Source organism: Leisingera methylohalidivorans DSM 14336 (assembly GCF_000511355.1).
Lineage (GTDB): Bacteria > Pseudomonadota > Alphaproteobacteria > Rhodobacterales > Rhodobacteraceae > Leisingera > Leisingera methylohalidivorans.
On sequence record NC_023135.1, the window covers coordinates 219,487 to 245,941 of the forward strand.

The 26,455-nt window shown below is 63.2% G+C and carries 26 protein-coding genes; 15 read left to right on the forward strand and 11 right to left on the reverse strand.

The features are described from left to right. The first annotated feature begins 188 nt into the window (after positions 1 to 188). The 10 genes from METH_RS01185 to METH_RS01230 all read left to right on the forward strand — a co-directional run bounded on the left by METH_RS01185 (position 189) and on the right by METH_RS01230 (position 10,671). Complete coding sequence (locus METH_RS01185; protein ID WP_024088566.1) at positions 189 to 1,580, forward strand: trypsin-like peptidase domain-containing protein; 1,392 nt, start codon at positions 189 to 191, stop codon at positions 1,578 to 1,580. After that, the gene (locus tag METH_RS01190; protein WP_024088567.1) at positions 1,580 to 2,902 is read left to right on the forward strand and encodes a replication-associated recombination protein A; all 1,323 of its coding nucleotides are present in this window, start codon (positions 1,580 to 1,582) and stop codon (positions 2,900 to 2,902) included. The genes METH_RS01185 and METH_RS01190 overlap by 1 nt, the downstream gene beginning before the upstream one ends. Before the next feature lie 186 nt (positions 2,903 to 3,088). Then, complete coding sequence (crcB, locus tag METH_RS01195; protein WP_024088568.1) at positions 3,089 to 3,469, forward strand: fluoride efflux transporter CrcB; 381 nt, start codon at positions 3,089 to 3,091, stop codon at positions 3,467 to 3,469. After that, positions 3,466 to 4,512, forward strand: coding sequence for an RluA family pseudouridine synthase (locus tag METH_RS01200; RefSeq protein WP_024088569.1), 1,047 nt, complete (start codon positions 3,466 to 3,468; stop codon positions 4,510 to 4,512). The genes crcB and METH_RS01200 overlap by 4 nt, the downstream gene beginning before the upstream one ends. After that, on the forward strand, positions 4,509 to 5,177 hold the full coding sequence (locus tag METH_RS01205) for an HAD family hydrolase (RefSeq protein ID WP_024088570.1): 669 nt from the start codon (positions 4,509 to 4,511) through the stop codon (positions 5,175 to 5,177). Before METH_RS01200 ends, METH_RS01205 begins: the two co-directional genes overlap by 4 nt. A gap of 3 nt (positions 5,178 to 5,180) precedes the next feature. Then, the gene (locus tag METH_RS01210; protein ID WP_024088571.1) at positions 5,181 to 5,885 is read left to right on the forward strand and encodes an ATP12 family chaperone protein; all 705 of its coding nucleotides are present in this window, start codon (positions 5,181 to 5,183) and stop codon (positions 5,883 to 5,885) included. 249 nt (positions 5,886 to 6,134) lie between these two features. After that, positions 6,135 to 7,151, forward strand: coding sequence for an amino acid ABC transporter substrate-binding protein (locus tag METH_RS01215; RefSeq protein WP_024088572.1), 1,017 nt, complete (start codon positions 6,135 to 6,137; stop codon positions 7,149 to 7,151). A 126-nt stretch (positions 7,152 to 7,277) separates the two neighbouring features. Further along, positions 7,278 to 8,546 carry an amino acid ABC transporter permease gene (locus METH_RS01220; protein ID WP_024088573.1) on the forward strand — a complete coding sequence of 423 codons (1,269 nt, stop codon included), beginning with the start codon at positions 7,278 to 7,280 and terminating at the stop codon, positions 8,544 to 8,546. A gap of 1 nt (position 8,547) precedes the next feature. After that, a complete protein-coding gene (locus tag METH_RS01225) occupies positions 8,548 to 9,867 on the forward strand; it encodes an amino acid ABC transporter permease (protein WP_024088574.1) in 1,320 nt (439 codons plus the stop codon). A gap of 12 nt (positions 9,868 to 9,879) precedes the next feature. Next, positions 9,880 to 10,671 carry an amino acid ABC transporter ATP-binding protein gene (locus tag METH_RS01230; protein ID WP_024088575.1) on the forward strand — a complete coding sequence of 264 codons (792 nt, stop codon included), beginning with the start codon at positions 9,880 to 9,882 and terminating at the stop codon, positions 10,669 to 10,671. A gap of 81 nt (positions 10,672 to 10,752) precedes the next feature. On the opposite strand, the gene METH_RS01235 is transcribed toward METH_RS01230, so the two are convergent. The 5 genes from METH_RS01235 to METH_RS01255 all read right to left on the reverse strand — a co-directional run bounded on the left by METH_RS01235 (position 10,753) and on the right by METH_RS01255 (position 14,039). Continuing rightward, positions 10,753 to 11,205 (reverse strand): DUF411 domain-containing protein, encoded by a 453-nt coding sequence (locus METH_RS01235; protein ID WP_024088576.1) that lies wholly within the window; start codon positions 11,203 to 11,205, stop codon positions 10,753 to 10,755. A 103-nt stretch (positions 11,206 to 11,308) separates the two neighbouring features. Then, entirely contained in the window at positions 11,309 to 11,737 is a 429-nt protein-coding gene (locus METH_RS01240) for a GNAT family N-acetyltransferase (RefSeq protein ID WP_024088577.1), read from the reverse strand. A gap of 203 nt (positions 11,738 to 11,940) precedes the next feature. After that, complete coding sequence (locus tag METH_RS01245; protein ID WP_024088578.1) at positions 11,941 to 12,438, reverse strand: SixA phosphatase family protein; 498 nt, start codon at positions 12,436 to 12,438, stop codon at positions 11,941 to 11,943. Next, on the reverse strand, positions 12,435 to 13,145 hold the full coding sequence (locus METH_RS01250; RefSeq protein WP_052348646.1) for a hypothetical protein: 711 nt from the start codon (positions 13,143 to 13,145) through the stop codon (positions 12,435 to 12,437). Before METH_RS01250 ends, METH_RS01245 begins: the two co-directional genes overlap by 4 nt. A gap of 99 nt (positions 13,146 to 13,244) precedes the next feature. Continuing rightward, positions 13,245 to 14,039 carry a sterol desaturase family protein gene (locus METH_RS01255; protein WP_024088580.1) on the reverse strand — a complete coding sequence of 265 codons (795 nt, stop codon included), beginning with the start codon at positions 14,037 to 14,039 and terminating at the stop codon, positions 13,245 to 13,247. 170 nt (positions 14,040 to 14,209) lie between these two features. Between METH_RS01255 and METH_RS01260 the strand changes: the two genes are divergently transcribed. Further along, entirely contained in the window at positions 14,210 to 14,542 is a 333-nt protein-coding gene (locus METH_RS01260) for a GYD domain-containing protein (protein ID WP_024088581.1), read from the forward strand. A 493-nt stretch (positions 14,543 to 15,035) separates the two neighbouring features. Here METH_RS01260 and METH_RS01265 read toward each other — a convergent pair whose 3' ends face one another. The 3 genes from METH_RS01265 to METH_RS01275 all read right to left on the reverse strand — a co-directional run bounded on the left by METH_RS01265 (position 15,036) and on the right by METH_RS01275 (position 18,810). Next, positions 15,036 to 16,706: a BCCT family transporter gene (locus tag METH_RS01265; protein WP_245602938.1), complete on the reverse strand. Its 1,671-nt coding sequence runs from the start codon at positions 16,704 to 16,706 to the stop codon at positions 15,036 to 15,038. A gap of 88 nt (positions 16,707 to 16,794) precedes the next feature. Further along, the gene (locus tag METH_RS01270) at positions 16,795 to 17,856 is read right to left on the reverse strand and encodes an FAD-binding oxidoreductase (protein WP_024088583.1); all 1,062 of its coding nucleotides are present in this window, start codon (positions 17,854 to 17,856) and stop codon (positions 16,795 to 16,797) included. A 78-nt stretch (positions 17,857 to 17,934) separates the two neighbouring features. Then, positions 17,935 to 18,810 carry a LysR family transcriptional regulator gene (locus METH_RS01275; protein ID WP_024088584.1) on the reverse strand — a complete coding sequence of 292 codons (876 nt, stop codon included), beginning with the start codon at positions 18,808 to 18,810 and terminating at the stop codon, positions 17,935 to 17,937. A 126-nt stretch (positions 18,811 to 18,936) separates the two neighbouring features. Here METH_RS01275 and METH_RS01280 point away from each other — a divergent pair, with 126 nt between their 5' ends. The 4 genes from METH_RS01280 to METH_RS01295 are packed head-to-tail and all read left to right on the forward strand — an operon-like array spanning position 18,937 to position 22,904. Beyond that, complete coding sequence (locus tag METH_RS01280; protein WP_024088585.1) at positions 18,937 to 20,019, forward strand: amidohydrolase family protein; 1,083 nt, start codon at positions 18,937 to 18,939, stop codon at positions 20,017 to 20,019. Positions 20,020 to 20,031: 12 nt separating this feature from the next. After that, positions 20,032 to 20,385 carry a Rieske (2Fe-2S) protein gene (locus tag METH_RS01285; protein ID WP_024088586.1) on the forward strand — a complete coding sequence of 118 codons (354 nt, stop codon included), beginning with the start codon at positions 20,032 to 20,034 and terminating at the stop codon, positions 20,383 to 20,385. Positions 20,386 to 20,402: 17 nt separating this feature from the next. Further along, positions 20,403 to 21,863 (forward strand): betaine-aldehyde dehydrogenase, encoded by a 1,461-nt coding sequence (gene betB / locus METH_RS01290; RefSeq protein WP_024088587.1) that lies wholly within the window; start codon positions 20,403 to 20,405, stop codon positions 21,861 to 21,863. Positions 21,864 to 21,875: 12 nt separating this feature from the next. Beyond that, positions 21,876 to 22,904, forward strand: a complete 1,029-nt coding sequence (locus METH_RS01295; RefSeq protein ID WP_024088588.1) for a YeiH family protein — start codon at positions 21,876 to 21,878, stop codon at positions 22,902 to 22,904. A gap of 185 nt (positions 22,905 to 23,089) precedes the next feature. On the opposite strand, the gene METH_RS01300 is transcribed toward METH_RS01295, so the two are convergent. From METH_RS01300 to METH_RS01310, 3 genes are all read right to left on the reverse strand, one after another. Next, positions 23,090 to 23,464 carry a response regulator gene (locus METH_RS01300; RefSeq protein ID WP_044008299.1) on the reverse strand — a complete coding sequence of 125 codons (375 nt, stop codon included), beginning with the start codon at positions 23,462 to 23,464 and terminating at the stop codon, positions 23,090 to 23,092. Between the two features lie 115 nt (positions 23,465 to 23,579). Then, positions 23,580 to 25,745, reverse strand: coding sequence for a PAS domain S-box protein (locus tag METH_RS22495; RefSeq protein WP_156927426.1), 2,166 nt, complete (start codon positions 25,743 to 25,745; stop codon positions 23,580 to 23,582). Then, positions 25,720 to 26,226 (reverse strand): methanogen output domain 1-containing protein, encoded by a 507-nt coding sequence (locus METH_RS01310; protein WP_245602939.1) that lies wholly within the window; start codon positions 26,224 to 26,226, stop codon positions 25,720 to 25,722. Before METH_RS01310 ends, METH_RS22495 begins: the two co-directional genes overlap by 26 nt. Between the last annotated feature and the right edge of the window lie 229 nt (positions 26,227 to 26,455).

Sequence of the window (26,455 nt, forward strand, 5' to 3'; positions counted from 1 at the left end):
ATACTCCGGGGTGAATTGGCCGTCAGGCCAGGAGGGGCAGCGCCCCTCTTCCTTTTGGCCCTGCGGGGCAGCGCCCTCTTGCCTTTAGAACTGCGGGCCGGCGCCCCTTTGCCGTCCTTGACCGCTCCCGTCTTGCAATCCGGGCGTTCTCTCCGCATATCCTTCGCACAGCAACTGTTGGAGCCCGCATGATCCGCCCAGTCTTGACCGCCCTTGCCATTGTTCTTGCTCTGCCGGCCGCGGCCGAAACCCGGGTGCCGCAGACCCAGGCCGAGATCAGCCTGGGCTTTGCGCCGCTGGTCAAAGAGGCCGCGCCGGCGGTGGTCAACATCTACGCCAAGGTGGTGCGCCAGGTGCAGCAGCGCCGCCGTTCAACGTTCATGAACGATCCGTTCTTTGACGACCTGTTCCGCGGCTTTGCCACGCCGCAGCCGCGGGTGGAAAACTCGCTGGGCTCGGGCGTGATCCTGTCGGGCGACGGCATCGTGGTTTCCAACTACCATGTTGTGGGCATGGCCACCGAAATCCGCGTGGTGGCCTCTGACCGGCGCGAATACAATGCGCGGGTGATCCTGGGCGACAAGGCCAGCGACCTGGCGATCCTGCAGCTGGAAGACGCCGAGGATCTGCCGCATCTGGAGCTGCGCAACAGCGACCAGGTCGAAGTCGGCGAGCTGGTGCTGGCGATCGGCAACCCGTTCGGGGTCGGCCAGACTGTCAGCAGCGGCATCATCTCCGGCCTGGCGCGCACCGGCATGGGGGCGGGCGACGGCTTTGGCTATTACATCCAGACCGACGCGCCGATCAACCCGGGCAACTCGGGCGGCGCGCTGATCGACGCGAATGGCGACCTGATCGGCATCAACACCCGTATCCTGTCCCGCTCCGGCGGCTCCAACGGCATCGGCTTTGCCATCCCTGCCAACCTGGTGCGGGAGTTCGTCAATCAGGCCCGCGGCGGCGCCGAAGAGTTCCAGCGCCCCTGGGCCGGCATGGCAGGGCAGCCGGTGGATGCGGATCTGGCGGCCTCCTTGGCGATGGAGCTGCCCGAGGGCATGGTGATCTCCGACCTGCATCGTGAAAGCCCCTTTGCCAAGGCGGGATTCCGGGTCGGCGACGTGATCACCCATGTCGATGGCGAGGTGGTGAACTCGCCCTCGGAAATGGTGTTCCGGATGTCGGTTGCGGGGCTTGGCGATATGTCCGCCATCACCCGCCTGCGCGGCGGCGAACGGGAGGAGATCGAGGTGGCGATGATCACAGCCCCCGACCAGCCGCCCGCCAACCCGGTGCAGCTGGATGAAAACACCGCGCTGCCGGGGCTGACCGTGGCCCGGATCAACCCGCAAGTGATCAGCCGGCTCGGGCTGCCATTGTCGGCCGAGGGGGTGGTGGTCACCGATCCCGGCCCCTATGCCGGGCGGGGCGGGGTTCAGGCCGGGGACCAGCTGCTGGCAGTCAACGGCCAGGCAGTGGCCAGCACCGGTGATGTTTATGCCATTCTGGCCGGCAGCACCCGCTGGATCCAGATGGATCTGCAGCGCCGCGGCCGCCACGTCTCCTTGCGGTTCCGGCTCTGATGGCGGATCTGTTCGGCAGCCCTGCATCCGCGGACGGCGATCCGCAGCAGCCCAGTGTGAACCGGCCGCTGGCCGACCGGCTGCGGCCGCAGTCGCTGGCGGAGGTGATCGGCCAGCAACAGGTGCTGGGGCCGGAGGCGCCGCTGGGGGTGATGCTGGCGTCCGGGTCGCTGTCGTCGCTGATCTTCTGGGGGCCGCCGGGGGTGGGCAAGACCACCATCGCGCGGCTGCTGGCACAGGAGACCGACCTGCATTTTGTGCAGATCTCGGCGATCTTCACCGGGGTGCCGGAGCTGCGCAAGGTTTTCGAGTCTGCAAAGATCCGCCGCCAGAACGGCCAGGGAACGCTGCTGTTCGTCGACGAGATCCACCGCTTCAACAAGGCCCAGCAGGACGGCTTCCTGCCGCATATGGAGGATGGCACCATCCTCTTGGTCGGTGCGACAACCGAGAATCCCTCGTTCGAGCTGAATGCCGCGGTGCTGTCGCGCAGCCAGGTGCTGGTGCTGGAGCGGTTGTCGCTGGCGGACCTTGAGCATCTGACCCAGCGCGCTGAGAAAGAGCTGGGCCGGGCGCTGCCGCTGTCCGGGGATGCCCGCGATGCGCTGCATGAGATGGCGGATGGCGACGGCCGGGCGCTCTTGAACCTGATCGAACAGGTGGCGGCCTGGAAGGCGGCGGCGCCCTTGGGGCGCGAGGCGCTGGCCAGCCGGCTGATGCGGCGCGCCGCCAAGTTCGACAAGTCCGGCGACGAGCATTACAACCTGATCTCGGCGCTGCACAAATCGATCCGCGGCTCCGACCCGGATGCGGCGCTTTACTGGCTGGCGCGGATGCTGGAGGGCGGCGAGGATCCGCGGTTCCTGGCGCGGCGGCTGACGATGATGTCGACCGAGGATATCGGCATGGCCGATCCGCAGGCCAATACCGTCTGCCTGAATGCCTGGCAGACCTATGAGCGCCTTGGCAGCCCGGAGGGCGAACTGGCGCTGGCCAATGCCGCCGTCTACCTGGCGCTGGCGCCGAAATCCAACGCGGTCTATGTCGGCATCAAGGCGGCGCGGCGGCTGGCCAAGACCACCGGCAGCGCGCCGCCGCCCAAGCATATCCTGAATGCGCCGACCAAGCTGATGTCCGAGCAGGGCTACGGCGACGGCTATGCCTATGACCACGACGCCGAGGACGGGTTTTCCGGCCAGAACTACTTCCCCGACGGGGTCAAACGCCCGGTGCTGTATCAGCCGGTGGAGCGCGGATTCGAGCGCGAGTTGAAGCGGCGCACGGATTATTTCGCGAACCTGCGCCTGAAACGGAACAAGTAAAGCGGCTTTGCAGGCAAAGCCGCTGCCTCCGGCGGGGGGGGAGTGACACTCCGGAAACCGTCCGGGGGACGGTTTCAGTCACGAACGGGCGGAGCCCTGGGGAAAGATGAAAGGGCAGGCGGCCCTGCGCGCAGTGCAATGCGGGCAAAACTTGACATCCCGGCGCCCCCGCGCGACAGGACGGGGATGATGTCTTCGGTTTCCATGGTCGCGATCGGCGGCGCTGTTGGGGCGGTGTGCCGCTACCTGACCGGTTTAGGGGTGATCCGCCTTTTCGGCCATCACGATTTCCCGGTGGCGGTGATAACGGTCAATGTGATCGGCTCGTTTCTGATGGGGATGTTTGTGGTGGCAGCGGCGATGCGCGGTCTGACCCACCTGAGCCCCTTGGTGATGACCGGGCTTTTGGGCGGGTTCACCACCTTTTCGGCGTTCTCGCTGGAGACCGCCAACCTGATCGAGCGCGGCGCCTTCGGGCAGGCGGCGCTTTATGTTGTTCTGTCCGTTGGATTGTCCGTGGGCGGTTTGTTTCTGGGCCTGATGGCCGCAAGAGGAGTGTTCGCATGAGCGGCGTTCAGATGATTACCGTCAGCGAAGACGATGGCGGCCAGCGTATCGACCGCTGGCTGCGGCGGCTGTTTCCGCATGTGAACCAGGGCCGCATCGAGAAGATGTGCCGCAAGGGCGAGCTGCGCCTTGACGGCGGCCGGGTGAAGGCCAACAGCCGCGTCGAGGCGGGGCAGGTGGTGCGGGTGCCGCCGCTGGCGGACAGCGACCTGAAACCTGCCGCACCGCGGGAGATGCGGATCTCGGAAGCGGATGCCAGGATGATCCGCGATTGCGTGATCTACCGCGACGACGACGTCATCGTGCTGAACAAGCCCGCAGGCCTGGCGGTGCAGGGCGGCTCCGGCACCACCAAACATGTGGACGGTCTGGCCGAGGCGCTGAAGTTCGGGCTGGAGGACAAGCCCAAGCTGGTGCACCGGATCGACAAGGATACCTCGGGCGTGCTGGTGCTGGCGCGCAACCGCAAGGCGGCGCAGGGGCTGACCGCCGCGTTCCGCCACAAGAACACCCGCAAGATCTACTGGGCTTTGGTTGCCGGCGTGCCGACGCCCTATCTTGGCGAGATCAAGAACGGGCTGGTGAAGGCGCCGGGCCACGGCAAGAGCGGCGAAGGCGAGAAGATGATCAACGTGCATCCGCAGGACATTGATGACACGCCGGGCGCCAAGCGGGCGCATACGCTTTATGCCACGCTGTACCGGGTGGCCTCCCGCGCTGCCTGGGTGGCGATGGAGCCGGTCACCGGCCGCACCCACCAGCTGCGGGCGCATATGTCAGGCATGGGCCATCCGATTGCGGGCGATGGCAAATACGGCGGCTCGGGGCAGGAGAACCTGGGCGACGGCTGGGGCGCGCAGTTCGGCGGGGTGATCTCGAAGAAGCTGCATCTGCACGCCCGCCGGATGGTGTTTGAACACCCGGTGACCCATAAGAATGTCTCGGTTGTGGCGCCTTTGCCGGACCATATGAAAGAGAGCTGGGACACCTTCGGCTGGACCGAGGATCTGGCGGCGGATGACCCGTTTGAGGACCTGAAGTGAGTTCACCGCTGCGGCTGATCCTGTTTGACGTGGATGGCACCCTGGCCGACAGCCAGGGCGCGATCACCGGCGCCATGGCGGAAGCCTTTGACGGTGCCGCCCTGCCGGTGCCGCCGCGCGAGGCGATCCTGTCGATTGTCGGCCTGTCGCTGCCGCTGGCGATGCAGGAGCTGGCGCCGGATCAGGATGCCGCCACGGTTGACGCGCTGGTGGAAGGATACAAATCCTCCTATATGCTGGCCCGCGAGGCCGCAGGGGCGGGGCATTCGCCGCTTTACCCCGGTGCCAGGGAGGCTCTGGCGGAACTGAACGCGGTGCCGGAATACCTGCTTGGCGTGGCCACCGGCAAATCGCAGCGCGGCGTCGAGGCGCTGATTGCGGCGCATGGGCTGGAATGTTTCGTGACCCGGCAGGTGGCCGATCACCATCCCTCCAAGCCGCATCCCTCGATGGTGCTGGCGGCGATGGCGGAAACCGGGGTGGAGCGCGGCAGCACCGTGATGATCGGCGACACGCGGTTTGACATTGAGATGGGCAAGGCAGCCGGGGTCACCACCATTGCCGTGCCCTGGGGATACCACCCGGCAGAGACATTGGGCGCCGATTACCTGATCCGCGATTTCGCGGAGCTGCGCCCGCTGCTGGCAGAGATTTGGAAGGCGTAAGAGATGAGCGGCTGGGCACAGAAGCGGTTCTGGAAAGAGGTTTCGGTTGTGCAGACCGAAGACGGGTTTGCGGTGGAGCTGGACGGACGCCGGGTGAAGACCCCGGCCAAGGCGCCGCTGGCGGTGCCGACCCGGGCCATGGCCGAGGCGATCGCTGCAGAATGGGACGCGCAGACCGAATCAGTTGATCCCGGAACCATGCCCTGCACCCGGTCTGCCAACGCCGCGATTGACAAGGTGACACATCAGCACAGCGAAGTGGCCGCCATGCTGGCCGAATACGGCGATTCCGACCTGTTGTGCTACCGCGCCGACGCGCCGGCAGAGCTGACGTTGCGTCAAGCGCAGGAATGGGACCCGGCGCTGGACTGGGCGGCAGAGGCGCTGGGCGTGCGGCTGCAGCCGCGCACCGGCATTCTGCATCAGCCGCAGGAGGCCGCGGCGCTGGCCGCGCTGGCGGAACAGGTGCATGCGATGACACCGTTCCAGCTGGCGGCTTTCCATGATTTGGTAGGGATTTCCGGCTCTTTGATCCTGGGCTTTGCCGCCGCGCAGGGCTGGCGCAGCGCTGATGAGCTGTGGCTGCTGTCGCGCCTGGACGAGCGCTGGCAGGAAGAGCAGTGGGGCGTCGACGAGGATGCCCAGGCCGCGGCGGAAGTGAAGCGGCAGGAATTCCTGCACGCCAAGCGGTTCTACGATTTCTCCTGAAAGAACAGAAATTACCGGATTGACCCGTGTGACGTAAATAAATTTACTCACGGGCAATCTGTGCGGATGCCGCATATCGAATTTCCTGATCCCACCCTTGACGTTTGTTGATGAATGCGCCCACACTTAAGCGCGAAAAAGGGGTAAACCCTTCTTCAGTCTCAATTCCGGCGGGGGATCGCTGGTCAATAAGAACCGCTGAATGGCGGACTATGCCGCTGAATGGCGGGCTATCAGGAAGAGGTAAATATGAAAAAATCCGTAATTTTGGGCGCAATGGCTTTTGCCGGTCTTGCGGCGGGTGCAGCATCTGCCGGAACGCTGGACGATGTGAAGGCGCGCGGCAAGCTGAACTGCGGCGTCACCGTCGGCCTGGTCGGCTTTGCGGCTCCGAATGCGAACGGGGAATGGGAAGGTTTCGACGTTGCCGTGTGCCGGGCTGTGGCTGCAGCCGTTCTGGGCGACTCCACCGCGGTGGAATTCGTGCCGACCACCGGCAAGACCCGCTTTACCGCGCTGGCGTCGGGCGAGATCGACATGCTGGCCCGCAACACCACCTGGACCTTCAGCCGCGATGTCGACCTGAAGTTCGAATTCGCCGGCGTCAACTACTATGACGGCCAGGGCTTCATGGTTCCGAAGGAACTGGGCGTCTCCTCGGCCAAGGAACTGGACGGCGCCACCGTCTGCATCCAGACCGGCACCACCACCGAGCTGAACCTGGCGGACTTCTTCCGGTCCAACAACATCTCCTACGAGCCGGTTCCGATCGAAACCAATGCCGAAGCGCAGCAGCAGTACCTGGCCGGTGCCTGCGACGTTTACACCACCGACGCTTCCGGCCTGGCGGCCACCCGCGCCACCTTTGATGATCCGGGCGCGCATGTGCTGCTGCCGGAAATCATCTCCAAGGAGCCGCTGGGCCCGCTGGTCCGCCATGGCGACAACGAATGGGGCGATGTGGTCCGCTGGACCCTGAACGCACTGGTCGCGGCTGAAGAGCTGGGCATCACCTCGGCCAATCTGAGCGAAATGTCCGCCGGCACCGAGAACCCGGAAATCAACCGTCTGCTGGGCAGCGAAGGGACCCTGGGCGAGATGCTTGGCCTGGACGCCGCCTGGGCCCAGAATGCGATCGCCTCGCAGGGTAACTACGGTGAAATCTTTGCCAAGAACATCGGCGAAGACACTCCGGTCGGCCTGGCCCGCGGCCTGAACGCACAGTGGACCGAAGGCGGCCTGCTGTACGCACCGCCGTTCCGCTAACCACACCACCGGGAGGGGCGCAGGAATTTCCTGCGCCCTTTTCTTATCAAATAACAACCTCCGGGCCGCTGCGGAGCGGGGACAACCCCGCCAGGACAGACCACCGGAGGCAGGGGATCACAATATATGTCAACGTTAACTGACCCTCCAAAGGAGCAGTTCCGGCTGTCTATGCTCCTTTACGACACCCGCTACCGGTCGGCGACCATCCAGGTTATCGCGATGCTCGGGTTCATGCTGCTGGCAGCCTGGCTGATCGACAACACGCTGAGCAACCTGGCTGCGCAGGACAAGGCCATCGACTTTGGTTTCTTCACCGAGTCGGCCGGCTATGACATCAACCAGCGCCTGCTGGAGTACACCTCGCGCGACAGCCATCTGCGGGCCGCGCTGATGGGGCTTCTGAACACGCTGGTGGTTGCCGTCCTCGGCTGCATCACCGCCACCATACTGGGTGTGATCATCGGTGTTCTGCGGCTGTCCTCGAACTGGCTGGTGGCGCGTCTTATGACGATCTACGTCGAGCTGTTCCGCAACGTGCCGGTGCTGCTGTGGATCGTTTTTGTGATGGCGATCCTGATCGAAACCCTGCCGGCGCCGCGGGCGTTCCGGGGCGAAAATCCCGAAGCCACGATGAGCCTGGCTGACAGCGTGGCGGTAACCAACCGCGGTGTCTACATCCCCGAGCCGCTGTTCTCGCGCACGCTGGGCGACGTTCATGTGTTCGGCGAGGCCGCGCTGCGGTTTGACGTCAGCCTGGACCTGATTGCCATTCTGGCGGTGCTGGGGCTCAGCCTGTGGGGCGCCCACCGGGTGACGCTGCGCGCCAACCGCATTCAGGAAGCCACCGGCGTACGGCCGAAAACCTGGCATGTCCGCACCGGCATCATCGTGCTGCCGATGCTGGTGCTGCTGATCGGCCTGGGTTTCCACCTGGGGTACCCGGCGCTGAAGGGCTTCAACTTCCAGGGCGGCACCCATCTGCGCAACTCGCTGATCGCGCTGTGGCTGGCGCTGTCGCTGTACACGGCCGCCTTTATCGCGGAAATCGTGCGCGCCGGGATCATGGCGATCTCCAAGGGCCAGACCGAAGCTGCCGAGGCATTGGGCTTGCGCTCCAACAGGATTATGTCGCTGGTGGTTCTGCCGCAAGCACTGCGGGTGATCATCCCGCCGCTGATCTCCAACTATCTGAACCTGACCAAGAACTCGTCGCTGGCGATTGCGGTGGGCTATATGGACATCACCGGCACCCTGGGCGGCATCACCATGAACCAGACCGGCCGCGAGCTGGAATGCGTTCTCTTGCTGATGCTGGTGTACCTGGCGATCTCGCTGACCATTTCCGGGGTCATGAACTGGTACAACGAAGCCGTGAAGCTGAAGGAGCGCTGAGATGAGCGGTACCCATTCCCATACCGTCGCCTTTGTCCGCGACACCATGCTTCCGGAACAGGCGCCGCCGGCCTCTGAGGTCGGGGCCATCGGCTGGGCGCGCCATAATCTGTTCTCCAGCTGGTTCAACGCGATTCTGACCATTGCCTCGCTGGCGGCGATCTACTTTGTGCTGGCCGCCATCGTGCCGTGGATCCTGTCGCCGACCTGGGACGGCACCTCGCTGTCCAACTGCCGTGAAACGCTGGCGGCAGCGGGCCATGGCGATGCCCATGGCGCCTGCTGGGGCGTGATCAAGGAGCGCTGGATCCAGCTGATCTTCGGCTTTTACCCGAGCCATCTGTACTGGCGCCCGATTGCCGCATTTGTCCTTTTGGGCGTGGCGCTGGCGCCGGTGCTGTTCTCGGACCGGGTGCCGTCGAAACTGCTGATCTTTTCGCTGCTTTACCCGTTCATCTTCCCCTGGCTGTTGTGGGGCGGCACCATCTGGATGCCGATCGCCGCAATGGCGGGGTTCGTCATCGGCGGGCTGGTCTACAAGTTCGCCTCGCAAGCGCTGAGCACACTTCTGGGCGTGATCCTCGGGGCGGCGGCGGCTGTGATCTGGTGGATGGTGCTGGCGGCGCCGGTATCGGGCGCGCTGGAGTCGATCCTGCCCATCGGCATCGAAGCGGTCGAAAGCCGCAAGTTCGGCGGCTTCATGCTGTCGGTGACCATCGGCGTTGTGGCGATTGCCTGCTCGCTGCCGATCGGCATCGTGCTGGCGCTGGGCCGCCAGTCGGACCTGATGATCGTCAAATACATCTGCGTCGGCTTTATTGAGTTCATCCGGGGGGTGCCGCTGATCACGCTGCTGTTCGTGGCGTCGACGCTGTTGAACATCTTCATGCCGCCCGGCACCAACTTCGACATCATCCTGCGGGTGCTGATCATGGTGACGCTGTTTGCCTCGGCCTATATGGCCGAAGTGATCCGCGGCGGCCTGGCGGCGCTGCCCCGCGGCCAGTACGAGGGCGCCGATTCACTCGGCCTCGACTACTGGCAGGCGCAGCGGCTGATCATCATGCCGCAAGCGCTGAAGATCTCGATCCCCGGCATCGTTTCGACCTTCATCGGCGTCTTCAAGGACACCACGCTGGTCTCGATCATCGGGCTTCTGGACCCTCTGGGCCTGTCGAACGCCATTCGCGCGGACGCCAATTGGAACGGCATTGTCTGGGAACTTTACGGCTTCATCGCCCTGTTGTTCTTCGTCTTCTGCTTCTCCATGTCCCGCTATTCCATGTATCTGGAGCGCAAGCTTCAGACTGGCCACCGTTAAGGAGTTCAACATATGTCTGAACTTATGACCGACCGTCAAATCGACCGTTCCAAGATGCAGGTGAGCGACGAGGTCGCCATCGAAATCTCCAACATGAACAAGTGGTACGGATCTTTCCACGTGCTGCGCGATATCAACCTGACGGTGAACCAGGGCGAGCGCATCGTCATTGCCGGCCCGTCCGGTTCGGGGAAATCCACCCTGATCCGCTGCCTGAATGCCCTGGAAGAGCATCAGCAGGGCAGGATCGAGGTGGATGGCACCGTCCTGTCCAACGACCTCAAGAACATCGACAAGATCCGCTCCGAGGTTGGCATGGTGTTCCAGCACTTCAACCTGTTCCCGCATCTGTCGATCCTGGAGAACTGCACGCTGGCGCCGATCTGGGTCCGCAAGACGCCCAAGAAAGAGGCGATCGAGCGGGCGATGCATTTCCTGGAAAAGGTCAAGATCCCGGACCAGGCGCATAAATACCCCGGCCAGCTGTCGGGCGGCCAGCAGCAGCGTGTGGCGATCGCGCGCAGCCTGTGCATGATGCCGCGCATCATGCTGTTCGACGAGCCGACCTCGGCGCTGGACCCGGAGATGATCAAGGAGGTGCTCGACACCATGATCGAGCTTGCCGAGGAAGGCATGACCATGCTCTGCGTCACCCACGAGATGGGCTTTGCCCGGCAGGTGGCGAACCGGGTGATCTTCATGGATGCGGGGCAGATCGTGGAGCAGAACGAGCCGGAGGAGTTCTTCAACAACCCCAAAAGCGAGCGGACCAAACTGTTCCTCAGCCAGATCCTGGGCCACTGAGCCTTCATCATCGCGAATGGAAAAGGCCGGGCAAAGCGCCCGGCCTTTTTTGGTCAGATGGCCCTGTTCAGGCCCTCTTTTTCAGGAATGGCTGGCAAAGACTTCAGTGCTGCCATCCGCCTTGATCAGCAGCGTGTCGAAGGCTTCGCGCGCGTCGCCCATTTCCATTCCCGGAGAGCCGAGCGGCATTCCCGGCACTGTCAGCCCCAGCGCATCAGGCCGCTCCGCCAGCAGCCGTTGGATGTCTTCCGCAGGCACATGCCCCTCGATCACATAGGCACCGGCCAGCGCGGTGTGGCAGGAGGCCAGGTCGCCGGTGATGCCCAGATGCTCCTTCATCTGCCAGAGCTGGTCATCGGCAACCTCCCGGACCTCGGTTTCCATCCCGGCGGCGGCCAGGCGGTCCGCCCAGGCGGTGCAGCAGCCGCAGCTGGGCGATTTCATGATCCGGATGGTCTCCTGTGCCGCTGCTAAGGCAGGCAGATTGGCAAGGGGCAGGGCGGCTGCGGCGAGCAGCAGGGAACGGCGGTGCATGGAGGTTTCCAATCCTGAAAAACTTTGGTCCGCTGCAAAATCTAGGCCCGCGGCGGCGGACATTCCAGCCCCCTCCCGCGCGGGATGCGGCCGCCTGCATTGCCTAGCCCGGGTCCAGGGTCATGCGGATTTCGGCATGACCGAAAAACGGGTTCACCTGGTGGCGGGCTTCTGTGAAGCCATACCGGCGGTAGAACCGCTGCGCGCGGATGTTTTCCGCAAAGACGTCAAGTTCCAGCCGCGGGCGTGAGGCGCAGGCCTTGTCCAGCAGCACACGGCCAAGGCCGCGGCCCTGCCAGAGGGGCAGGACGAACAGGCCGCCGACCTCCTCGCCGAGCAGCGAGATGAATCCCGCGGGCGTGCCTGCCGGCGCGCTGATCCAGGTCTCTGCCATGTCCAGAAGCGTGTCGCGGATCATGGTCTCGGCCTGAACCACCCGTTCCGGGCTCAGAAACGGATGGGCCAGGGCATTGGCCTCCCGCCAGATGGAAAGAACGGCTTCCTTGTCGAAAGCCTCATAGGGTCTGATCATTGTCAGGGGGGTCCCAGGTTGCGTTGCGCTTTCGGCAGCATGTGTCCAGTTTGTCAAGCAAAGCCATCACGCCGCCGGCCGGAAGGGGCTGGCGTCCGCGTTTAGGTCAGTGCACAGGGCGCCGCGGCGCTGCAGTTTAACGGGACATAAAATCTCCTGGTTCCGTGCGGGCAGAATAGCCTGCGGGCACAGACCCTTCAAGGTCACTCCCCCAGCAGTTCCCGCGGCACCGAAAAATCGATCGGTTTGCCGCTGCTCCAGGCCAGGTCGCGCCAGCTGCTGATCGCAAACTCCGCCACCAGTGTCGCGCCGGTCGGGTAGTCGTCAAACCGCGAATGGTCCGGCGGGCTGGACACGATGGAATGGGCAAAGGCGGCGATGCCGGGATTGTGGCCGATCAGCATGATGCGCGGCTGGTCGGCCTCGCTCAGCACCCTGAACATGATTTCCGAGTTGGCTTGATACAGGCGTTCTGTAAACCGCGCAGGCACCCCCAGATCCATCAGCTCGCAGGTCTCGCGGGTGCGCTGCGCGGAGGATGAGATCACCTGATCCGGCACATACCCGTTATCGCGCAGCCAGGCGGCTATGGCCGGGGCAGACCGGCGTCCGCGTTTGTTCAGCGGACGGGCGTGGTCGCTGGGAACATTGGTGTCCCAGGCGGATTTGGCATGGCGGGTCAGGATCAGGGTGCAGGTCATCGGGGGTGAAAATGCCTCATGTGGTGCGCGGTTTGTTGCGGGTCGCGGCCGGCGTTGCGGCTTAGCGGGCAGGCCCGGCGGGCAAGACAGCCGCCAGTCATGCAGCCGCCGCCGGCGGGGGTGTCGAGATAGTCGTGGCAGGCCGCCAGATCGTAGGGGCCGCCATCTGCCAATGCGCCGGCGGGGCAGGCGCTGAGACAGGGGCGGGAGGGGCAGCTGCGGCAGGGGGATTCTGCCAAAGGCGGAGGGGGGATGTCAATTTCCTGTTTGAAATGAAGGGCTCCCCGCAAGGATATCAGCATTCCGGCACGATCATGCACCATCATCTGTGACGGTGATATGAAAAACCGGCCCGACGCCAGCGCCCAGTTGACGAACGGCGTGTAGGGCGGCCCGCCAAAGGGGAAATGGGCATTGCCGCCCAAATCCTCCGCCAGGGCGCCGACCACCCGCTCAGACCAGCGGTCCACCGGATGCGGGACGCCGTCCTTGTGTTCCGGGCTGTTCTTGAAGGCGGGCCAGAACGCCCCGGCGGTGCCGAGCAGGACCAATGTCCCGTCCGCCAGCGCCTTGACGGGCTGCCGGGCTGGATGCAGGGCGCCGCAGACCGCGAGCCCGGCCTGCCGGGCGGCGGCGTCGATCTCAGGATAAGACAGCGCGCTTTGGGCGCGGTGGTCTGGCAGGTCGGTCAGGGGCACATGCGGCATCCGGTCAGGGGGCTTGGCGCGAGACTAACAGCGTAAACTCGTTTGCCAGAGCGCAAAAACGTCCCGTCCTGTCCTGCCGGCGCCTTCCCGCCGCCGTGGTCAGAAGCGGCGGAACGGCAGCCGCAGGCTCCAGCCCAGCCGGGCCGGGCGCCCGTCCTGCCAGCGCAGCCCCACGGTCATGCCGTCATGGCCGCCGCCGGGCTGGTCCGTATAGGTTCCGAACATGCGGTCCCAGATCGACAGGGCAAAGCCGTAGTTGCTGTCATGCTCGCGGCGCAGGACCGAATGATGCACCCGGTGCATATCCGGCGTTACCAGCAACCGCCGCAGGGTCCGGTCCAGCCAGCCCGGCAGGGCCAGATTGGCATGGTTGAACAGCGCCGTGCCGTTCAGCAATACCTCAAACAGCAGCACCGCCAGGGCAGACGGGCCCAGAAGGTAGATCAGCCCGATCTTCAGCAGCATCGACAGCGCGATCTCCACCGGGTGAAACCGCACCGCGGTGGTCACATCCATGTCCCGGTCAGCGTGATGCACCCGGTGCAGCCGCCACAGCAGCGGCACCTTATGGGTGATCAGATGCTGCAGCCAGATCGCGAAATCCAGCACCAGAACTGCCAGCAGCCCCTCCAGCCAGCCGGGCCAGTTCAGATGGTTCAGCAGCCCCCAGCCGTGTTCAGCTGCGTCCAGCGCCGCCCCCATTGCCAGCAAGGGCAGGCCAAAGGCCAGCAGCCGCAGGGTCACTATGTTCAGCACGGACATGGACAGGTTGGCCGGCCAGCGCCGCCCGCGCGTCATGCGCCGCACGCGCCGCGGCGCCCAGGCCTCGGCTGCGGCAAACAGCCCAAACAGACCCAGGAAAACAGCAAGGCGGAGGAGGCTCTCATGATCCATATATGCAGCGATGCGCATGTACGGACAAAAAGCAAGCCCTGCTGCCGGCCTCGCGCTGATATGCCGGAACGCCGGAGTGTGCTATGATCCGGCCGCGGGGGGATGCGGGCCGGACTATGCGGCATCGGGCCGATGGGCGGCTTGCAGGTTTCGCCCCAGGGAGAGCCAGAATGCCAAGATATATCGTGACCGGCTGTTATACGCCCTCTGCCATGAAAGCGATGATTGAAAGCCCCGGTGACCGCGAAGCGGCGGCCCGGGCAATTGTCGAAGCGGCAGGCGGTGCATTGGAAAGCTACTATCTGACCACCGGCGACAGTGATTTTGCGATCCAGGTGACAATTGATGATGCGTCCAGCCTGCTCGCCGGCCTGCTTGCGACCGGTGCCAGCGGGACCGTCAGTAACCTGAAAACCGTGCGGGCGTTCACTTCGGACGAGTTCACCGCCATGCAGAAGAAAGCCGGCGGCATCGCCAAGTCCTATAAAGCGCCAGGTAACTAAGGCGGCCGCGGGGGACCGGGGCGGCAGCGGGCCGCTGCCGTCCGGTTTCTATCCGGTCAAAAACACTCCGGGCAGACTTGCCCCAAGGGTCAAGAGTGGCAGCGCCCCTTGCCCAGCCGTCATTTGCACCTCGTTCCTCCGCGCCGCCGGCGCAATCAGGGGGCAGACCGGTCGCCAGTCACGGCATCAGCCGCACCCAGACCTAATTGCCGCCCCAAGCGACCGCGCATTTTCCCATAGCCTGATCCAAGTCCCCCGCGGCTTTCTCCTTCCGAGATGTGTCAACGCGGGCCGCCACCGTATTTTGGCCGACGGTGCGCCGCGGCCCGCATCGAAAAACCTTCAGGCAAACGGACATTCGCGGCGGTCCGGTTGAAAGCCTGTTTGGGGGACCTGAGCGGACGCCGCTGGTCCAGCAGTTTTCTTGGCGGCCCACTGCAAGTGCAGAGTGAAATCCGCTGTGCTGATACCGGCCGGCACAGCGGAACAGGTTTCAGGAGCCGCTTTCCCGGATCGTGGCCTGTTCTCCGTGAGACGCGCGGATGCTGTCACGCAGGATCGCCTTGATCAGGGCAATGCACATCAGCACCATCACCAGCGAGAACGGCAGGGCGCCGATCACCATCGCGGTCTGGATCGCCTTCAACCCGCCGACCAGCAGCAGCGCTGTCACCACCAAGCTTAGCGCCACGCCCCAGAAAATGATATGCGGCCGCGCCTTGGGGCCTTCATCGCCCGCGGCATTTATGGTGTTCACGATCAGCACCGCCGAGTCGGCAGTGGTGACCAGATAGGTCATCAGCAGCACCACGATCACCACCGCCATCATCCATCCCAGAACATCACCAAGCATGAAGTGGGTCATGGCAAAGATCTTGCCGCCATCCGATGCGCCAAAGATCACCCCACCGGCGCCGCCGGTCATCTCCAGATCAATCGCCGTGCCGCCGGCAAAGGCAAACCAGACAAAGCACATGATGGCCGGAACAATCACCGCACCGAGGACGAATTCGCGGATGGTGCGCCCGCGCGAGATCCGCGCCAGGAACAGGCCGACAAAGGGGGCAAATGCCACCCACCAGGCCCAGTAGAACACCGACCAGCCGCCTTGCCAGCTTTCCAGTTTGTCCGCCGCGCCGCCGCTGCCATCACCGCGGTAGACCGTGAACAGCAGTTCCGGCAACGCCAGCATATAGTCCCACATTCCAACAAACAGCGCCCGGATGCCAAAGCCGGTGGCGCCGAAGATCAGGAAAAACGCCAGCAGGAAGATCGACAGGCCCATGTTGAGGTTCGAAAGCCATTTGATGCCCTTGCCGACGCCGGAGAGCGCGGACAGGGTGGAGGCGCCCATGATGATCAGCAGCGCGACGATGATGCCGGTGGCCGAAGCGGTGCCTTCGCTGTTCAGCAGCCAGCCGCCGATGCCGATCCGCGCCATGCCGGCTACGAATTGCTCGACCCCGAAGCCCAGCGTTTGCGCTACCCCGAGGATGGTGGCGATCACCGCCACGATGTCTATCAGATGCCCGGTCCAGCCCGACAGGCGGCTGCCGAACAGCGGTGTCAGCGCCGAGCGGATGGTCAGCGGCAGCCCCCGGCGGTAGGCAAAATACCCCAGCGCCAGCCCGGTAATTGCATAGGCCGCCCAGGCCGAAAACCCCCAGTGCAGGTAGGACCATTTAAAGGCGCTGAGGATATTGTCCCCGCCACCCGCGGTGGTCAGCCCCTGGATCACATCCGGATTGTTCTTGAAATGATAGACCGGCTCGGCCACCGCCCAGGTCAGCATGCCGACCCCGATGCCGGCCCCGAACATCATTGAGAACCAGGAAAAATTCGAAAACTCCGGCCTGTCCTCGTCGCGGCCGATTTTCAGCCGCCCGGCAGCCGGCCATAGCGCCAGGCCGGTGCAGACCAGCACAAAAGCCGCCATGACCAGGATGTACCAGGACGCGAAGTGGGTCAGGATGAAACTGTTGAACCCGGCCAGAACCGAGCCGGCGTTTTCCGGAAAGGCCACCGCCCAGAGCACCAGCCCGCCAACCGCCAGCTTGCCGGTCACCGTGACGTCGACATTGAAGCCGGAGTAGAAACCCCTCTCGGCTGTTTTGATCGGGAGATCCCTTAACGGCTCCCTCATCCCCTTGTTTCCAATGGACATACTTATTCCTCCCTCAAGGTTTCAGGTGCGTGGTTTGATAAACGTCGTGCCGTTTGGGCGATCCTGCGCCTGAGCGGGTTGCGGCCGCTCAGGCGTCGAGCGCCACCGCCCCCTTGGGCCAGCTGCAGCAGGCCAGCACATAGCCGGCCTCTGCTTCACCCGGCTGCAGCCCGCCCATCTCCTGCGTTTCGACCTGGCCCTGGGTCAGCATCACCTTGCAGTTGCCGCAGACGCCCTGCTGGCAGGCAGAATCGATCCAGACCCCGGCGCTCAGCGCCGCCTCCAGCAGCGTTTCGCCCTCGGCGCAGTGGCCGTTCCTGCCGCTTAATGAAAAGAACACCTCGCCGCCGGTGCCGGTGGTTTCCTCGATGGTGATCTTCTCGCCGAAGCTTTCCTCGTGGACCGCGGCAAAAGGGATCTCTCCGGCAACCGCGCGGGCCGCTTTCATGAACCCCTCCGGGCCGCACATGAAGATGCTGCGCTCGGCATGGTCCGGCACCAGCCGCTGCATCAGCGCCGCCGAAATCTGCCCGGTTTCGCCGTCAAAGGCGGGGTCATCCGCGGTATCGGCCACCAGGTGCACGGTCACATTCCGGAACCGCTTGGCCAGGAACTCCAGCTGATCGCGGAAGATGATGTCTTCCGGGGAGCGGGCGAAATGCACAAAGACCACATCCTTGGGAAGGGTCACATCCGTGATGTATTGCAGCATCGACATCACCGGGGTGACGCCGGAGCCGCCCGATAGCAGCAGCGGCTTGTCGCAGGGGATATCGATCCAGTTGAAACTGCCGGAAATATCGGCAATTTCGATTTCCGCGCCGGGACGGATTTCGTCGTTCAAGTGGTTCGATACCAGCCCGCCGGGCACCCGCTTGACGGTCACCTGGATATTGTGCGGCCGGGTCGGGGTGGAGGAAATCGAATAGGCGCGCACATGGGTCTTGCCGCCGATCCGGAAACTGAAGGTCACATACTGCCCCGGCTTGAAATCAAAGCTGCGGCTCTGCGCATCCTCAAAGACCAAGGTTTTGCAGTCGTGCGTTTCGCCGATCACTGCCTTGCAGATCAGCGTAGCAGGTCCGCCTGCATAACAAGGCTGGGTGTTTGCAGAGCTGAGGGAAAACGGGCTTTCGGTAGCGATGAGCATGGTGCGGGAACCTCCACGATAGAATTCGTGGGAAGATACCCGGCCGCTGGCGCGGAAAAATGCACCAGTTATGTTTCTTTAATCGAAATCATCGATGGAACGCGCTTGAATCAATTTCTGGAATAGTGAAGTGGCCTGCGCTGCAAGCGGGTCGTGCCGCTTGCGGCTGTGGACGATGGAATAGAGCGGCTGCGGAATCACCGGCGCCTCTTCCACCAGCTGCAGGCCGGGGATTGTGTCCATCAAGGCGGGCACCGACAGGCTGGGCATATAGGCGGTGCCGCCACCCGCCTTCAGGAACCCAGCCGCCAGATCATCACTGCCAACCACCGTCTGGACATGCACCAGATTCGGAAAAAGCTCATCATGCTGGCGCTCAAAATAGGAGGTGTAGGCGACCTTGATATAGCGGGCCCAGTTCACCTCGAGGAACCGGCCGCAATCGGTCGACAGCATCACGTAGTTTTCCGAGCCGAACTCGGCCACATGCACGTCGGGATACTGCTGCGGGGCAAACACGATGCCGATATCGGTTTCCCCTGTCAGGATGTCCCGTTGAATCTGCTGCGAGAAATTGGCCTCAAGATAAAGGTCTAGCTTTGGCACCTGGGCGCGGATCTGCTTGGCCCAATCCACCAGCACGGACTGCGCCAGGCTGAACTGGACTGACACCCGCAGCCGCGGGCGGCTGAGCCCTGGTCCGGCCGAGACATCGCGCTTGGCCAGGCTCCACGCCGCCAGCAAGGACCGGCAATGGGTTTCGAACCGCCGCCCGGCCGCCGTGGGATCGGCGCCGCCGCGGCCGCGTTCGAACAGCCGGGTGCCCAGTTCGTCCTCCAGCTGCCGGATCCGGGCGCTGATGGTCGACTGGGTGACATTCAGCCTCTCGGCGGTGCGGTTGAAATTCCGGGTTTCCAGAACGTCCATGTAGGTGAGTAGCAGCTGGCGATTCATTCAATCAGTATTATCGATTGAAAATGGCATATCAATTGCATTTATTCGCCGACCCTCGGTTCTTATCAAGGCCGCGCAGACATTGCCCACAGCCCGTCCGGCTTGGACAAGCGAGAGGAGAAGCGCATGTTTATTGTTGATTGCGACTGCCACAACTACTGGTGCAGCGCCACGGTCCTGGAACCGTATATGGAAGGCCTTTTCAAGGACATGTTCATCCGCGGAGAGCGCACCGGCCCGCGCGGCGCCTTCCCGCACGGCCACCGCCCCTGGTTTCACCCCGAAGGATTCGCCCGCCATGACGTCAACCCGGTGGAGGAAGGTGACAACTATCTGATCATGAAGGAAAAACACCTCGATAAATACAATATCGACGTGGCGATCCTGACCGGCGACGAGCCGATCGAAGCCTCGACCCTGGCCAACCCCTATTACGCCAATGCGCTGTGCAAGGCCTACAACGACTACATGATCGACTACTGGCTGCCCAAGGACGACCGCTTCTGGGGTTCCATCGTGGTGGCGCCGCAGGATCCGCATCTGGCGGCTGCCGAAATCCGCCGTGCGGGCGGCCACCCGCGCGTTGTTCAGGTGCTGGTCAGCCACGGTGCCTCGCGCCCCTACGGCGATCCGTTCTACCATCCGATCTACGAGGCCTGCGCCGAAATGGGCCTGCCGTTTGCGATGCACCTGGGCGGCCAGGGCGGCATCAATTCCACCCCGATCGGTGCTGGCCCGTCGACCTTTTTCTGGGAGACCCATGCGATTCTGCCGCAGACCGCGATGACCCATATGGCGAGCCTGATCGCCAATGGCGTGTTCGAGAAATGGCCGTCTCTGAAGGTGGTTGTGATCGAATGCGGCGTGGCTTGGGTCCCATCGGTTCTGTGGCGCCTGGACGCCAACTACAAGGCGCTGCGCAAGGAAACCCCCTGGCTCAAGCGTTTGCCTTCGGAATATTTCAAGGACCACTTCCGCTTCTCGACCCAGCCGCTGGAGCAACCGGAGAATATCCAGCACCTATGGGCGGCGCTGGAAGCGATGGACGGCGAGAACACCCTGATGTTCGCCTCGGATTACCCGCATTGGGATTACGACGACGTCAACAAACTGCATGTGCCGCCGGCCTGGCGCGAGAAGATCTTCGGCCTCAACGCACTGGACGTCTACACCCGCCTGCCGCGCGCAGCCGCGCAGGCCGCTGAATAAGGAGGATCCCCGATGACCACCAAGCATTTCGCCTGCAAGGCAGACGAGGTTCCGCAGGACATGGCCAAGATCGTCACCGTCTCCAACATGCCGATCGGCGTGTTCCGGCTGGAGGACGGGTTTCATGCGCTGCTGAACATCTGCCCGCACAAGGGGGCGGCGCTTTGCGAGGGGCCGGTCTGCGGCACCACCAAGCAGACCGGCGCAACCGAGTTTGTCTATGACCGCGCTGGCGAGATCGTCCGCTGCGCCTGGCACGGCTGGGAATTCGACATCCGCTCGGGCGAGTTTCTGGTTGATCCCGCCGTGAAGACCCGCCGCTTCGACATTTCCGTCGAAGGCGGCGACCTCTACGTCCATATTTGACCCCAAGGAGCGCCAGCATGACGCAATTCCCATGCCAGCCCGTAGCCTCGCATTATATCGGCGGCGGCTACCTGGGAGACGCCGCTGGCGCCCCGTTCGACTGCATCAACCCGGCAACGGGTGATGTGATCGCCCGTTTGAATGGCGCCTCCCCGTCCATCATCGAACGGGCAGTGGCCTGCGCAGGCGATGCGCAGGCCATCTGGGCCGCCAGATCCCCCGCGGAACGCGGCCGCGTGCTGCGCCGGGCGGCGGATCTCATCCGGGGCCGCAACGAGGAGCTGTCGGTTCTGGAAAGCCTGAACACCGGCAAGCCGGTCTCGGAAACCCGGGTGGCCGATGCTGCCAGCGGAGCCGACTGCTTGGAATATTTCGGCTGCCAGGCCGCCACGCTGACCGCCGATCACATCCCGCTGGGCGGCGACTGGGCCTATACCATGCGTGAGCCGCTGGGCGTCTGCCTTGGCATCGGCGCCTGGAACTATCCGATCCAGATCGCCTGCTGGAAGGCTGCTCCGGCGCTGGCCTGCGGCAATGCGATGATCTTCAAGCCTTCCGAGCTGACGCCGCTGACAGCGCTGAAACTGGCGGAGATCCTGACCGAGGCCGGCGCCCCGCCGGGCCTGTTCAACGTGGTGCAGGGCCTGCGCGACACCGGCGCCGCCCTGACCAGCCATCCCGGCATTGCCAAAGTGTCGCTGACCGGCTCGGTGCCCACCGGGCGCGCGGTGGCTGCGGCGGCTGCCGGGCAGATGAAACACATCACCATGGAGCTGGGCGGCAAATCCCCGCTGCTGGTGTTTGACGATGCCGCCATCGACAGCGCAGTCTCGGGCGCCATTCTCGGGAATTTCTACTCTACCGGCCAGATCTGCTCCAACGCCACAAGGGTGTTTGTGCAGAAAGGCATCAAGGAAGCCTTCCTGGCCCGGCTGGCAGAGCGCACCGCAAAGATCAGGGTCGGCGACCCGATGGACCCGGAGACCCAGATCGGCCCGCTGGTGAGCGCGGCGCAAGCCGATAGGGTGAACCGTTACATCGCTGCCGCCGAAAGCGAAGGCGCCACCCGCGTCACCCCGCCGCTGCCGCTGCCGGAAGGCCCGGCCTGGGTCAGCCCGGTGGTGTTTGCCGGTGTCACCGACGGCATGACCATTGCCCGTGAAGAGATTTTCGGCCCGGTGATGTCGGTGCTGGAATTCGACACTGAGGAAGAGGCCGTCGCCCGTGCCAACAGCACCGAGTTCGGCCTTGCCGCCGGTGTTTTCACCCGTGACCTGGCCCGCGGCCACCGGGTGGTGTCGCAGCTGAGGGCGGGCACCTGCTGGATCAACGCCTATAATCTGACCCCGGTTGAAATGCCCTTTGGCGGGGTGGGGCAATCCGGCATCGGGCGCGAGAACGCCCGCGCGGCGATCGAGCATTTCAGTCAGCTGAAATCTGTCTATGTCGCGATGTCTTCCTTTGAAAACGACTACTGAACTGAGACTGCAATGCTGGCACGGCTGACCCTTGCCGCCTTCGGGCAGCCCTCTCCCCTGATGTCGAATACCCGCGCGCTTTACCCCGGGATCGCGCTGGCCGTGGTGATCGCGCTGGCGGCGCTGTTCCTGTCGGAACATTACCGGGCGCCCGTCATGCTGATGGCGCTGATGATCGGCATGGCCTTCAATCCCCTGGCCGAGGAGACCTCCGCGGCGGCGGGGATCAACTTCACCTCCAAGGCGCTGCTGCGCGCCGGGGTGGCGCTGCTTGGCGTGCGGGTCAGCCTGAGCGGCATCGCCTCTCTCGGGATCGCCGGCTTTGCTGCGATAGCAGGGCTTCTGACCGGCACGATCCTGCTTGGCCTTCTGCTGTCGCGCCGGGATTGGCGGTCGGGCATTCTCACCGGCGGCGCGGTTGCGATCTGCGGTGCTTCGGCGGCGCTGGCGATATCGGCCTGCCTGCCCAAGGGCAAGGCGCTGGAGAAGGAGACTTTGTTCACGGTTGTTGCCGTCACCGCCCTGTCGACGCTGGCGATGATCTTCTACCCGGTTGCGCTTGTGCAGCTTGGCTTCAACGAGGCGCAAACCGCCTTTGTACTCGGCGCTTCCATACACGACGTCGCGCAGGTCGTCGGGGCAGGGCTCACAATTTCCGAGGATACGGCGCAGCTTGCCACCTTGGTGAAGATGGTCCGGGTCAGCCTGCTGCCGCTTGTGTTGTGCACGCTGGTCCTGTTCGGCTCCGCAACCGGCCATCAGGGCAGGGGAGGGAAAATCCCTGTGCCGGGTTTCCTCGTGGTGTTCATTGCGCTGGCGGTCCTGGCGAACACCGGAGTGATCGAGGAAGCGGCAGCGTCCGTTGCCGCAACGGTGTCCAAGTGGCTGCTGATCGTGGCTATTTCCGCGCTGGGCGCCAAAACCTCGCTGCGCAGCCTTGCCACTGTGGGGGGCGCAAAGGTGATGCGGACCGGCGGGCTAACATTGGTGCTGTTCGGTGCCTCGGCCCTGGTTGCCCGCCTGTTGCCCGGCCTGTCCTGAGATGATTGCGGCATGCGGTTTCAGCCTCGCAGGACAATTTGCGGTCTGCCCAACGCGGCATTCGGTTTCTCCGGTTTCCTATGGGCCGTTGCGCCGCTGGTCCTGGCAATGATCCGGCCTTCCTGTCCATCTGTTTACTCCCTGGCTGTCGGACAGTGTAAATCCGTCAATCAAGGCCGGGAATTTCATAGCTGATCTGATCGCTTTGCCGCTGCGTCGGCGATCATTGCAACAAATACTGATGGGATTGCGGGCTTGCTGATGACCGGTGCTTCTGGCCAACTGGAGGTGCCCAACAGGGCTTTCTGGCCGGTGTGATATACAAAAGGAATCTGATCACCGGTCAGTCTTTCTGCAACGGCGAGCGACTGCTCCTTACCCAAGTTGACGTCAAGAACTGCAACTGTAATCCGGTGGCTGCTCAGAAGATCCAACGCTTCGTTCACCGATGCCGCCGGTCCAACAACGTCTGCGCCAGCCTCACGGACCGTTTCTGCCAAATCCATCGCGATCAGAAATTCATCCTCCACGATCAAGACGAGTTGATTCTCAAGATCCATTTGTCCGGCGACCCCTAGTGTAGCATAGACAGTGAGGTATCAACTGTTTACCCGGTCAGTTGGTTCCGCATAAACTCCACCATCGATTGAAATACTCCGTGAGGCTGACACGCGGTCAGCGATCAAACGGTAGCATCACCGTCCACTGCAAACCGTCAGCCGCATAAGCCAAGTCAACATTTGCGCCAAGTTTTTGTGACACGAAGCTTTTGATCACCGTCTGACCAAAGCCTGTTTTTTCCGGCGCGCTGACAGGCGGTCCGCCGCGCTCGGTCCAGCTCAGGCGAAGGACCTTCTTCTCGTCATGCGTTTCAAATCCCCATTCAACATGGACCTTGCCTTCCGGGGTCGACCAGGCCCCGTATTTGACGCAGTTCGTCGATAACTCGTGCATCGCAAGGCCGATCACTTCCGCCTCGTTGCTGTTGAGCACAACCTCAGGGCCGTCACGTTCAAGCCGTTCGCCGCCGCCAGCGAAGGCTTCCAGCTGCTTGTCGATCAGATCTCTGAGAGAGGCGCCGGTCCAACTCTGTTTGACCAGCAAATCGATGGAGACCGCAAGACCGTTCAGGCGTTGCTCGAGCAAGGCCCGGAAATCCTGCATTGATCCGGCTGTTCTCGCCGTCTGCCGCGCGATAGCACCGACCACAGCAAGCTGGTTCTTGGAGCGATGCGACAATTCGTGCATCAGGATGTTCTGGTGTTCCTGCGCCGCCTTGCGATCGCTGACATCCCGGATCACGTAAATCAGATATGCCGGTTCGCTTTCGCCGTTGCGTTGCAATGCAACGCTTACATCCCACCACACGTCGCTGCCGTCTGCGCAGAGATGCCGCGCTTCGTACTGCAGGTTGGCAATGGTCCCGGACAGGAGGCGGTCGACTTTCCCGGGGTCCACCGGGCGATCCTCGGGGTGCAGCAGCTGATCCAGCCTGCGGTGCGGCAGATCGGTGCGGCTGTATCCCGACATTTCACACAGGCGGTCATTGAACTCCAACCAGGTGCCGTCCAATCCAATGTGGGCAATTCCGACCGACGCGTTGTCAAAGGTGCCGCGAAACCGCTGCTCGCTTTCGCGCAGCGCGGCCTCGAAGTTCTGACGTTCCGACAGGTCGTAGAAATGACAGACGACACCGGGGCGGCCGTCGGGCAATGTCAAGCGTTCGATCTTCCAGTCATAGGCCTCCACTTGATCGATATCATGCCGGTTCCCCACCGTGTCCGGCGCATGATACGCTTCGCCTGTCGCAAGCGTGTGGCGGAAATGGGCGATGAATTCGCTGGCCGCGGGTTCGGGCCAGATAATCCGCAGGGCTTCGGCGAAATCGCGCCCGATCAGGGGGCGGACGTTCTCGAAGACTTTCTGGGCACCGACGCTGACCTGAGCGATTCGAAAATCCGCATCGACAGCGTAGATGCCGAAAGGCGACTCGTTGACCAATTGCGCCAGACTGGCATTTGCAGCCAGCAAGGACCGCTCCACCTTCTTGCGGACCGAAATATCGCGCACGATCTTGGAAATTCCGATGATTTCGCCCGCCTCGTTCCTGATTGGCGACGGCGTGACCGACACTTGCAGCAGGCGTCCATCCTTGCACCGCCGCAAGGTTTCGACGGCGCGCAAGGTTTCCCCTGATCCGACCCGGCGCACGAACATCGCCTCTTCGTCGCGCTTTTCTTCCGGCACCAGGCACAGCGCAGTCTGGCCGACGATCTCTTGGGCGCTGTAACCGAACATGTTTTCAGCGCCGTCGTTCCAGCTGGTCACATTGTCGGCCATATCCTTGCTGTAGATCGCATCCGTCGAGGAGGACACGATTGCCGCGAGATGGGCGCGGGCCTGTTCGGCGCGGTTCCGCCATTCGATTTCCGATTTCAGCGTCCTGATTTTCAGGTTGAGCTGCTCGAAAGCGGCTTTTCCCAGTTCAGCAGGCTGAAGCCGCAGGATGACAAGCGCCCCGCCATCTGCTCCCGGACCGGCGGCCCCGCCATTACAGCTCCAGGTCAAGGATCCTCCGCCCTCGGTCTTCAGGGTGATTTTGCCCGGCAAAGGCCCCCGCGTCCGTGCGCACATGGACAGAAATTTCGCTACCGCTTCCGGTGAGGTGCTATGTTTTCCCAGATCGTTGCCGGGTGCCAAATCGGGGTGGGCCCGTTTGAAGGGTGGGTTCGTCGCGCGGACAATACCTGTGGAAGTGACGAGCAGACATGCGCGCGTGTCGGATGCCAGGAGCATCTCGAACGCGCTCTCTATCCTATCCTTGGGATCCAAAATACTCACGCCCGTCCTCCTCTCTGGCCGCCTCGTCGTGTTTCAGATGCACCACCACCCGGCACTCCTGATGCCCCGCCGCAATCGTGCGCTCGAGTTCGACTTTTGCATATCCCAGATTTTCCGCGGCAATGCTTCCGAAGACATTTGACGTCATCATGCACATGGAAGGCCGGCCAAGTACCTTGTCGCCGAAGGGACAGGCCTTATTGCCCAGCACAATGCGGTCGTCGCTTTCCTCAATGATGTAGAACTCGCCCTCGATCCGGCGTTTCAAATCGACCAGGACCGCGGCCACCTGACCTCGTGACAGTTTTTCGACAGACAGCGCATTGCGATAAGATTGACCGATGCTTTCGCCGATCTTCGTGCCAACGATACTGATAAACCCCGAAGCGTCTTCGAGACCGACGACGTCTTCGAGCGTCCCGGACAGTTCGCGAATGAGCGTGCGCATGAAACCATCACGGTCAAGGTCAATTTCTGCCATCGGGATGTCATTGCTTGATCTGGTCATCTCAGTTCCATTCTTGCTGCGCTGTGCTGGAAATGGCCCGTGTTGCGATGGTGCAGAACAAGTGAAGCGCGCTGATCCTTCACATCTTCCCGCGTTCAACAGATTATCGCATGGGCGCTGTTCGTGGCTATTCAGACCTCCGTGGCTTACGCCGCTACAAGATTATAACCTATTCCGGCATTGCACATTGGGCCACATCTTT

Excerpts from the sequence above, each read along its gene's own strand:
- METH_RS01230 (WP_024088575.1), top strand. The coding sequence starts at position 9,880 with ATGTCTGAACTTATGACCGACCGTCAAATCGACCGTTCCAAGATGCAG.
- METH_RS01285 (WP_024088586.1), top strand. The coding sequence starts at position 20,032 with ATGACCACCAAGCATTTCGCCTGCAAGGCAGACGAGGTTCCGCAGGAC.
- METH_RS01250 (WP_052348646.1), bottom strand. The coding sequence starts at position 13,145 with ATGCCGCATGTGCCCCTGACCGACCTGCCAGACCACCGCGCCCAAAGC.
- METH_RS01240 (WP_024088577.1), bottom strand. The coding sequence starts at position 11,737 with ATGATCAGACCCTATGAGGCTTTCGACAAGGAAGCCGTTCTTTCCATC.
- METH_RS01210 (WP_024088571.1), top strand. The coding sequence starts at position 5,181 with ATGAGCGGCTGGGCACAGAAGCGGTTCTGGAAAGAGGTTTCGGTTGTG.
- METH_RS01245 (WP_024088578.1), bottom strand. The coding sequence starts at position 12,438 with ATGACCTGCACCCTGATCCTGACCCGCCATGCCAAATCCGCCTGGGAC.
- METH_RS01295 (WP_024088588.1), top strand. The coding sequence starts at position 21,876 with ATGCTGGCACGGCTGACCCTTGCCGCCTTCGGGCAGCCCTCTCCCCTG.
- METH_RS01255 (WP_024088580.1), bottom strand. The coding sequence starts at position 14,039 with ATGGATCATGAGAGCCTCCTCCGCCTTGCTGTTTTCCTGGGTCTGTTT.
- METH_RS01220 (WP_024088573.1), top strand. The coding sequence starts at position 7,278 with ATGTCAACGTTAACTGACCCTCCAAAGGAGCAGTTCCGGCTGTCTATG.
- betB (WP_024088587.1), top strand. The coding sequence starts at position 20,403 with ATGACGCAATTCCCATGCCAGCCCGTAGCCTCGCATTATATCGGCGGC.
- METH_RS01200 (WP_024088569.1), top strand. The coding sequence starts at position 3,466 with ATGAGCGGCGTTCAGATGATTACCGTCAGCGAAGACGATGGCGGCCAG.
- METH_RS01280 (WP_024088585.1), top strand. The coding sequence starts at position 18,937 with ATGTTTATTGTTGATTGCGACTGCCACAACTACTGGTGCAGCGCCACG.
- METH_RS01215 (WP_024088572.1), top strand. The coding sequence starts at position 6,135 with ATGAAAAAATCCGTAATTTTGGGCGCAATGGCTTTTGCCGGTCTTGCG.
- METH_RS01260 (WP_024088581.1), top strand. The coding sequence starts at position 14,210 with ATGCCAAGATATATCGTGACCGGCTGTTATACGCCCTCTGCCATGAAA.
- METH_RS01235 (WP_024088576.1), bottom strand. The coding sequence starts at position 11,205 with ATGCACCGCCGTTCCCTGCTGCTCGCCGCAGCCGCCCTGCCCCTTGCC.
- METH_RS01310 (WP_245602939.1), bottom strand. The coding sequence starts at position 26,226 with ATGGCAGAAATTGACCTTGACCGTGATGGTTTCATGCGCACGCTCATT.
- METH_RS01275 (WP_024088584.1), bottom strand. The coding sequence starts at position 18,810 with ATGAATCGCCAGCTGCTACTCACCTACATGGACGTTCTGGAAACCCGG.
- METH_RS01190 (WP_024088567.1), top strand. The coding sequence starts at position 1,580 with ATGGCGGATCTGTTCGGCAGCCCTGCATCCGCGGACGGCGATCCGCAG.
- METH_RS01265 (WP_245602938.1), bottom strand. The coding sequence starts at position 16,706 with ATGTCCATTGGAAACAAGGGGATGAGGGAGCCGTTAAGGGATCTCCCG.
- METH_RS01225 (WP_024088574.1), top strand. The coding sequence starts at position 8,548 with ATGAGCGGTACCCATTCCCATACCGTCGCCTTTGTCCGCGACACCATG.
- METH_RS01300 (WP_044008299.1), bottom strand. The coding sequence starts at position 23,464 with ATGGATCTTGAGAATCAACTCGTCTTGATCGTGGAGGATGAATTTCTG.
- METH_RS01185 (WP_024088566.1), top strand. The coding sequence starts at position 189 with ATGATCCGCCCAGTCTTGACCGCCCTTGCCATTGTTCTTGCTCTGCCG.
- METH_RS01270 (WP_024088583.1), bottom strand. The coding sequence starts at position 17,856 with ATGCTCATCGCTACCGAAAGCCCGTTTTCCCTCAGCTCTGCAAACACC.
- crcB (WP_024088568.1), top strand. The coding sequence starts at position 3,089 with ATGATGTCTTCGGTTTCCATGGTCGCGATCGGCGGCGCTGTTGGGGCG.